The organism is Cellulomonas chitinilytica (genome assembly GCF_016862675.1).
Classification (GTDB): domain Bacteria; phylum Actinomycetota; class Actinomycetes; order Actinomycetales; family Cellulomonadaceae; genus Cellulomonas; species Cellulomonas chitinilytica.
Genome location: NZ_BONK01000036.1, coordinates 1 through 1,097, shown reverse-complemented (window position 1 = coordinate 1,097; position 1,097 = coordinate 1). Strand labels below are relative to the sequence as shown.

Genomic DNA, 1,097 nt, shown 5'->3' with positions numbered 1-1,097 from the left:
TGCCGCCGCCTCGACGCCCGCGACACCGAGGGCCGTGCGGTGGGTGACCCCGACGAAGTACGCGACGACCGCGGCGGTGAAGACGACGGCGGGCGCACCCGAGGAGCGGGCGGGCGCGCGGGTCATCGGATCACCTTCTCGGGTGCCCCCGAGCGCTCGCGGCACGTGCACGTCCGGGGACGGCAGCGGTGCGGGGGACCCGTCGAGGATACGCCCGGGATCGGGCCGTCCCGCGCGGCGCCGGGGATCCGGACGCCAGCCCTGCCCGGCCGGGCCACGTCGCACGCGCGGCCGCCATCAGGTCGACGAACCTTGTGCTGCCGCTCATGCCGAGACGCGGCCGTGTCGATACCGACGGCGGAACGTCACCCCATCGAAAGGCCGCGCCGATGTGCCTCGCCCGAGCTCTGGTCGTCACCGCGGTCGCTGCCGGCGTCCTCACAGGGTGCTCATCCGCTGAGATGCTGCCCCCTGCCGCGTCGCCCACCCCGGCCGTCGCCGACGGCCTGACCATCAGTGAGTGGAGCCACGGCCCGATGACCGACTTCACGTCGGGCGTGACGACTCTTGGAGCGGACTGGTATCGGAGCACTGCTGGATGCCAGGCCGCCCACGACCTCGCCACGTCCGCGCGCGCCGCAGACCAGCCGGCGGAGGTCAACGTGGCCGCCGCGTGGGACTCCGCACTGACCGCCTACGAGGACATGGTTGCCGCGTGCTGGGAGTTCGACGCCACGACGTTCCTCGCAGCGAGCGACCGGTACAGCGCCGCGCTGCGGGACACGAGCGCGGCAATGGCGGCAGCCTCGTCCTGACCGGACGGCGGGTCTCAGGCGAAGGATCGACGACACATCACGGGCGACGACCCCCCCGCTCGTCCTTCACCAAAGCCGGTCGGGTTCGCTTCGAACGCGCAACACGAGCGAAGTGGTCCCGCGCGAGGTGGTCCTCGGGACGGCGTGGCTGTGACGACTGAACCTCGATGACCGCATCGATGTTCTGACTGCATTGCTGCCTGGACCCTTGCGCCTGTAGCTCAGGAGATAGAGCAAAGCTCTCCTCACCCGGCAGTGATGATCGCCCGGGGGCCGAACCCG

Annotated in this window: 1 protein-coding gene; it reads left to right on the top strand. The window is 71.5% G+C overall.

What is annotated here, in order from left to right; genetic code table 11:
• The first annotated feature begins 461 nt into the window (after positions 1 to 461).
• Entirely contained in the window at positions 462 to 815 is a 354-nt protein-coding gene (locus Cch01nite_RS22575) for a hypothetical protein (protein WP_203758768.1), read from the top strand.
• The last annotated feature ends 282 nt before the right edge of the window (positions 816 to 1,097 follow it).